6 protein-coding genes and 1 pseudogene are annotated in these 6,557 nt (G+C 69.1%); 2 read left to right on the forward strand and 5 right to left on the reverse strand.

Features of this window, described 5'->3' with window-relative positions; translation table 11 throughout:
* On the forward strand, positions 1–456 hold a 456-nt coding region (locus EQG76_RS27860), incomplete at its 5' end, for a hypothetical protein (protein WP_159718326.1).
* Here the strand turns inward: EQG76_RS27860 and EQG76_RS27865 are convergent.
* The 4 genes from EQG76_RS27865 to EQG76_RS27880 all read right to left on the reverse strand — a co-directional run bounded on the left by EQG76_RS27865 (position 448) and on the right by EQG76_RS27880 (position 5,445).
* Positions 448–3,528, reverse strand: coding sequence for an efflux RND transporter permease subunit (locus EQG76_RS27865; protein ID WP_159718328.1), 3,081 nt, complete (start codon positions 3,526–3,528; stop codon positions 448–450). The two genes, EQG76_RS27860 and EQG76_RS27865, sit on opposite strands and share 9 nt — an antisense overlap.
* Positions 3,525–4,634 (reverse strand): efflux RND transporter periplasmic adaptor subunit, encoded by a 1,110-nt coding sequence (locus EQG76_RS27870; protein ID WP_159718330.1) that lies wholly within the window; start codon positions 4,632–4,634, stop codon positions 3,525–3,527. The genes EQG76_RS27865 and EQG76_RS27870 overlap by 4 nt, the downstream gene beginning before the upstream one ends.
* 75 nt (positions 4,635–4,709) lie before the next feature.
* Positions 4,710–4,994 (reverse strand): DUF6200 domain-containing protein, encoded by a 285-nt coding sequence (locus EQG76_RS27875; RefSeq protein WP_159718332.1) that lies wholly within the window; start codon positions 4,992–4,994, stop codon positions 4,710–4,712.
* 46 nt (positions 4,995–5,040) lie between these two features.
* Complete coding sequence (locus EQG76_RS27880; RefSeq protein ID WP_159718334.1) at positions 5,041–5,445, reverse strand: DUF6312 domain-containing protein; 405 nt, start codon at positions 5,443–5,445, stop codon at positions 5,041–5,043.
* Between the two features lie 56 nt (positions 5,446–5,501).
* Here EQG76_RS27880 and EQG76_RS27885 point away from each other — a divergent pair, with 56 nt between their 5' ends.
* Positions 5,502–6,275 (forward strand): 4'-phosphopantetheinyl transferase family protein, encoded by a 774-nt coding sequence (locus EQG76_RS27885; protein ID WP_200841184.1) that lies wholly within the window; start codon positions 5,502–5,504, stop codon positions 6,273–6,275.
* Here EQG76_RS27885 and EQG76_RS27890 read toward each other — a convergent pair.
* A pseudogene (locus EQG76_RS27890) lies at positions 6,232–6,557 on the reverse strand (metallophosphoesterase); the annotation flags it as partial. The gene EQG76_RS27885 and the pseudogene EQG76_RS27890 sit on opposite strands and share 44 nt — an antisense overlap.

Genomic DNA, 6,557 nt, shown 5'->3' on the forward strand with positions numbered 1-6,557 from the left:
CTCGGCCACGCGGTCGACATGCGCCGCTTCCTGCCGCCGTCCCTGGCCGGGGAAGCCTGGCTCGCCCTGTCCCATCTGGAGACGGGATTGCCAGCTGCCGCCCCGTTCTGGGAGCGAGCCCGGGCGGCGAGCGACTTGGTGCGCACCGCGCTTGCATCGGGTGCGGCCAGCGCGGCGCTGGCCGAACTGCCCCTGACCCTGGCCGGTGCCCGGATCGCCCAGCCGGCACCTCCGCCGCTCACCATCAGCAATGGCGGGCGCCAGGATCTTCCGGCCGGCAGTCATGGCCGTGCCACTTGGTACATGGCGCTGGCCGGGGCCAATGCCGGCGCCCCGGTGCTGGCGGCGAGCGGTACTGGGGAAGCGCTGCTGCTCGCGAGCGTCACGCCGGCGAGCCGGCCGCCTCTGGCGCTGGACCGGCTGGTGGAGAAGCTGACGGCGTCCGCCTCAGCCTAAGCCCATCTTTTCCAGCTGTTCCTCGGCCCCCTTGCTGATCGCCACGTGCGGCTGGCGCACCTTGCGGGTGATCAGGGTGTACACCACCGGCACCACGAACAGTGCCAGGAGCGTGCCGACCATGAGGCCGCCCACCAGGACCAGCCCGATATTCATCCGGCTGGCGGCACCGGCGCCGGTGGCGAACAGGAGCGGCACCGAGCCCAGCACCATGGCGAGCGTGGTCATCAGGATCGGGCGCAGGCGCAGGGCTGCGGATTCGACCACCGCATCACGCAGTTCCACGCCGCGGTCGCGGAGCTGGTTGGCGAACTCGGTGATCAGGATGCCGTGCTTGGCGATCAGGCCCACCAGGGTGATGAAGCCGATGCCGCTGTAGACGTTGAGCGAGCCACCGAACAATGCCAGCGCCACGATGGCGCCCGCGATCGAGAGCGGGACCACCAGCAGCACGATGCAGGGGTCGCGGAAACTCTCGAACTGCGCGGTGAGCGTCAGGAAGATGAACACGATGCCCAGCAGGAACACCGCGCCGTCAGCGGCATTGGCCTGCTTCAGCTGGCGCGAGGCACCGTTGTAGTCGATCTGCATGCCGGGCTCGAGCTCGGCCTGGGCCAGCGCGGCCAACCGGTCCAGGGCGGAGCCGGTGCTGAAGCCCTGGCCGGCATCGGCGGAGATCTGCGCGGAGGCCAGCTGGTTGAAGCGCGGCAGGAAACTGGCACCGGCGCTGGTCTCGACGCTCACGAAGGTGTCGAGCGGCACCAGCCGTCCATCCCCTGCCCGCACGCCGACCAGGCCGATGCTTTCCGGCCGCTCGGCAAACGCGCGCTCCAGCTCGAGCTGGATCTTGTAGAGCTCGCCCTGCCAGGAGAAGCGGTCCACGTCGTAGCCGCCGAACAGCATGCGCAGGGCACCCGCGATCGACTGCACGTCCACGCCGCGGTCCGCCGCCAGCGCCTCGTCGACCTCCAGCTCGATCTGCGGAAGGTCGAAGCTCAGGTCGACCGATGGCGCGCTGATGGCGGGGTCGTCTTGCACTTTGGCCAGGATCCGGTCAGCGACCCGGGCCAGCGCCTCATAGCCCATCGGCCCCTTGATCACGAGCTGGAGCGGCTGCGCCTGGGCACCGCTCAAGGGATCGGGCGGGATCAGCGTGGTGCCGAGCCCAGCGATCCCGCCGAGCTGGGCTCGGATCGATTCGCCGATCTCCCTGGCCGAGCGCAGGCGCTCCTCCCAGTCCTTCAGGAGCAGGAAGGCATAGCCCTGGTTGGAGGCGGGGATGCCCAGGATGATCAGGGAGCCGCTCTTCTCCGGCACGGTGTCGAACACCTTCTCCACCGCGGCGGCATGCCGGACCAGATAGTCGGCGGTGGCGTTGGTGGGCGCGTCGAGCTGAACCAGAAGATAGCCCTCGTCCTCGGCCGGCGCGAACTCGCCCTGCAGCGTGCTGCCGGCAAGTCCGCCCACGGCCAGGACAGTGATCGCGAGGAGGCCCACCGTGAGCCGTGAGCCCAGGAGGCGGCGCAGCAGCCCCCGATAGCGGTGCACGAGCCAGTCGAAGCCGCGATCGATGGCACGCGAATAGAAGTTGCTCCGGGTCGGGCGCAGCAGGCGCGAGCACATCATCGGTGACAGGGTGCGCGAGATGACGCCCGAGATCAGCACCGCCACGGCGAGTGTGAGGCCGAACTCGCGGAACAGGGCACCCAGCATCCCAGGTGCCAGGCCGATCGGGATATAGAGGGCCGCCAGCGTAATCGTGGTGGCGACGATGGCAAAGCCGATCTCCGCACTGCCGACAAAGGCCGCATCCACCGGGCTCAGGCCCTCGTCGATGTGCCGCTGGACGTTCTCGACATCGACGATCGCATCGTCGACCACCAGGCCGATCGCCAGGATGAAGGCCAGCAGGGTGAAGGTGTTGAAGCTGAACCCGACGAAATAAATGAAGACGACCGTGGTCAGCAGCGAGAGCGGGATGGTCACCAGCGTGATCAGCGAGGAGCGCAGCGAGCCCAGGAAGGCGAACACCACCAAGATCACCAGGCCGATCGCGATCAGCAGGGAGTCGCGCACCTCGTCCAGCGAGGCGCTGATCGACAAGGTGGTGTCGAAGGCTACGGCGATCTGCACGTCGGGCGGCAGCACCGCCTGGATCTGCGGGATGGCATCGCGCAATGCCTGGGCCAGCACCAGCGAGTTGGCGGTGGACTGGCGCATGATGCCCAGTGCCACGGCCGACTGGCCGTTGATCCGCACCCGGGTCGTGCTGTCCTCGCCGGTGATCCGCACGTCGCCGACATCGCTGAGGCGCACCGCCTGATCGCCGCTGCGCCGCACCACCACCTCGGCCACCGAACCCACCGGATCGTCGGTCGCGCCGAGCTGGATGCTGGTGCGGCCGCTCTCGCTGGCGACATCGCCGGCCGGCACGTCGGTGTTGCGCTGCTGGATGGCGGCGGCGATGTCGCTGGCGCTCACCCCCATCGCCTGGAGGTTGGTAGGATCGACCGTGACCGCCATGACCGGCCGCCGGTCGCCGATCACCTGGATGCTGCCGACACCCTGGACCGTCGAGAGCTGCGGCACCACCACCCGGGCAGCGAGGTCGCTGAGGTCGACCTCCGACATGGTCTCGCTCGCGAGCGACAGGTAGAGCACCGGCACGTTGTCCAGGCTCAGCCGCGAGATCACCGGCCGTTCAGCCTCCGCCGGCAGCTGACCCAGGATCTGGCTGATCGCCGACTGGACCTGATTGGCGGCGCCCACTGAATCGACGCCGAACTGGAAGGTGACCTGGACCGAGCTCAGCCCCGCCTCGCTGCGCGAGATCACCGTGTCGACATTGCCGACCGTGGCGACCGCCTGCTCGATCGGCACGGTGATCCGGCTGGCAATCTGCTCGGGCGCCCCGCCCGGCAGGGCGGTCACGATCTGGATGAGCGGGATGTCGAAGCGCGGCAGGTCGCGGATCTCGACCTGGGTGAGCGCGAACAGGCCGAGAATGGCCGGGATCAGGCTCACCACGATGGTGAGTGCGGGGCGGCGGATCCAGACCGCCGAGATGTTCATGAACTGGATGCCGTTTCGAGCGCCACGGCATCACCGTCGCGCAGCCGGAATTGGCCGGACGTGACCACTTGGTCGCCGGCCGAGAGCCCGCGCGTGATCTCCACGCCAGCCGGGCCGCGGATGCCGGTCTCGACGGGAACCAGCCGCGCCTTGCCGTCCACCAGCTTGTAGACCTCCGCACTGGTGAGCCGCTGGACCAGTGCCTCCTCGGGCACCACCACGGCCTCGCGCGGTGCGCCGGTGGCGAGCGCCAGGCTGCCGAACAGGCCGGGCAGCAGTTGCTCGCCGGCACCGTCCAGCTTGGCGCGGACCGCAAAGCTGCGGGTCTCCGGGTCGATCACCGAGGAGACGAAGGATACGGTGCCCGTGAACGACTGGCTCGTGGCGCTGCTGCGAAAGCTGACCGCTGCCCCTGGCCGGATCCGGGCGAGCTGCCGCTCGGGCACATGGAAGTCGGCGGCGACCTCGCCCGGGTCGACCAGGTCGATCATCGCCGTGCCCGGCGTCACGTACTGGCCGAGTGCCACCTGATGGCGCTCAAGCCGGCCGGTGAAAGGCGCCTTGATCGTCAGGAGGTCGAGATTGAGCTGCTTGAGCTGTGCGTCGACCTCCGCCTCGACCAGGTCCGCGCGGCTGGCAGCGAGCGACACCTGCGCCAGAAAGCCCTCGCGCTGCAGGGTCCGGTCGCGCTCCAGCTTGGCCCGGTTCTGCTCGACCCGGCCTTTGGCCAGCGCCAGCTCGGCCTGGGCGCTGCGGTCGTCGAGCCGGTAGATCGCTTGGCCGGCCGTCACCTCGGCACCGTCGGGCACCAGGATCTCGATGATGTGGCCGCTGGTATAGGGCGAGACGGTGATGCGCCGGAGTGCCGTGAGGCTGGCGACGAAGGTCAGCTCCGGCTGGACCGTCTGCGTCCTGGCTTCCGCAGCGGTCACGGAGACCGGTGCGGCCACGACCGGGGTGGTGGCGGCCGAGTGGCGCAGCGGGTCGAAGCGATAGAAGGCGGCACCTGCCATGCCCAGGCAGAGCAGGACGATGAACAGCCAGCCCTTCCACGACAGGCGCGGCCCACGCTCGGCAGACGCCTGCGGCAGCGGCAGTTCAGCCATCTATCTCGAAATCCGCACGTCCAGCCAACGAGGGGAGACGGCTGGCCGCTCCAGGGCGGGCGGCCAGCCCATCACTCAATCGTCATCGTCGTCATCGTCGTCATCGCCGTCGAACAGCCCGCCCAGGCTGGGCTCCTGGCGGACCACGATCACGACGCGCTGGGCGCTGGCCTGGATGACGCCTTGCTCCTCGAGATCAGCGAGCGCGTCCTCGACCTTCTCCATCAGGCGGCCTTCGCCGCGGCGCAACTGGCGCACGCGCCGGCGGCTGTGCTCGCCCATGTCGATGATGACGGTCTCGCTCGTCGGCTCCGGCGGCGGCTCGACCTGCTTCTTCTCGATGACGGTGGTTTCGGCCATCGTTGCTTCTCCTGATCCAGCTTGGCGGCGGCGGGCAGGCCCGACGTCAGTCACGGCCACGGAAGATGTAGCGCGGCTTCGACTTGCGGATCGACCTGGTGACATTGTCCGACAGGTCCTTGATCCAGCCGTCCCGCTTCCTGCTGTTCGAGCGCTCGTGGCGGCCCAGATATTCGTTGAGCAGCCGCGCCTCGAACTTGATCGCCCGCCGCAGCACCCGCTCGATCGGCCGGAGCAGCGGCGACTGCTTCTTGCGGCGATACTCGCCCTCGCTCTCGTAGCGCTCCCTGGCGACCAGCCGGCCATACTGGTCGCGTTGCAGGACGGTCACCCGGATGCCGTCGTCATCGTCGTAGCGCGAGCCACGGTCGGCGTCGTAGACCCGACGCCTGGGCTGGTCGCCACCCAGGACGACGACCCGGCGGATGTCCTTGTCGAGCTTGATTGCCATGGTGAGGTGACGCCCCTGCGCGTTAGGATATGGCAAGCCGCAGCATAAGACGTATCATGAGCGGTCCGCGGGTGAAACCTGAAATTTCCAGAATTGTCGCTGTGGAGGTCTGGTTCTGCAGCGTCGACGACCTGGACAGCGTAGATCACGACCATCTTTGGACGTTGCTGAGTCCAGATGAGCAGGCCCGCAATCGCCGCTTCCTGGTTGAATACCCGCGCCGCCTGCACGCCGCCGCCTATGCCCTCGCCCGCCATGCCATCGGCAGCCGGCTGGGCTTGCCACCCGCAGCACTGCGATTCGACCGTAGTCTCGGCGGCCGGCCATTTCTCGCTCACCCGACAGGCGCGCTCGACTTCAACCTCGCCCACGGCGGCGGCCTTTCGGTATGCGCCCTGGCGGACGGATGCCGCGTCGGCGTGGATGTGGAGCCGGCGGATCGGCCGGAACTGAGCCTGGAGCTGCTGGACGGGCTGCTGGCGCCGGGCGAGCGGGATCGCGTCACAGCACGGCAGGGTGAGGCGCGTCAGGAGGCTCTGGTGGCCTTGTGGACCGGCAAGGAAGCGATCGCCAAAGCTCATGGCGGCGGCCTGTCCCTGCCGCTGGACCGGCTGGCCGTGCCGGAAGGCGATGGGCCGGTGACAATGACGGCAATCCCGGGCGCGCTGCCGCCGGTCTGGCGGCTGCACCGCCTGCGGCCGGATCTGCGGCATCGGGTGGCACTGGCCCTGGCGCTCGCCCCGGATGCGCCCGCGTCGATCCGTGTCCACGACGCAACCCATGTCTTCAGGGGTCGCCGGCCTCCGGCAGCATCGGCAGGATCTGCCTGAGATAGGGGGCCAGCCCCAGCTCCGGCTGCCATTGCCTGGGATAGCCCAGCGACACTTCCTCGAAGCGGATGCCGTCGAGCCAGTGCCGGCCGCGGACATGGAGATGGCCATGGACGCAGACGATCGCACCGAACCGCTGCGGCCAGACCCTGGTCGCGCGCGTGCCGCACCAGGGGGCGAAACGGGGTACCCGCGGAATCCGCACGAGATCCTCGCGGAGCGGCCAGTGGCTCACCAGCACGCGCGGCATGTCCGCCGCCAGTGCCGCAAGCCGGCGTTCGG

The organism is Geminicoccus flavidas (genome assembly GCF_009806515.1).
Classification (GTDB): Bacteria; Pseudomonadota; Alphaproteobacteria; order Geminicoccales; family Geminicoccaceae; genus Geminicoccus; species Geminicoccus flavidus.

Excerpts from the sequence above, each read along its gene's own strand:
- EQG76_RS27885 (WP_200841184.1), top strand. The coding sequence starts at position 5,502 with ATGAGCGGTCCGCGGGTGAAACCTGAAATTTCCAGAATTGTCGCTGTG.
- EQG76_RS27875 (WP_159718332.1), bottom strand. The coding sequence starts at position 4,994 with ATGGCCGAAACCACCGTCATCGAGAAGAAGCAGGTCGAGCCGCCGCCG.
- EQG76_RS27880 (WP_159718334.1), bottom strand. The coding sequence starts at position 5,445 with ATGGCAATCAAGCTCGACAAGGACATCCGCCGGGTCGTCGTCCTGGGT.
- EQG76_RS27865 (WP_159718328.1), bottom strand. The coding sequence starts at position 3,528 with ATGAACATCTCGGCGGTCTGGATCCGCCGCCCCGCACTCACCATCGTG.
- EQG76_RS27870 (WP_159718330.1), bottom strand. The coding sequence starts at position 4,634 with ATGGCTGAACTGCCGCTGCCGCAGGCGTCTGCCGAGCGTGGGCCGCGC.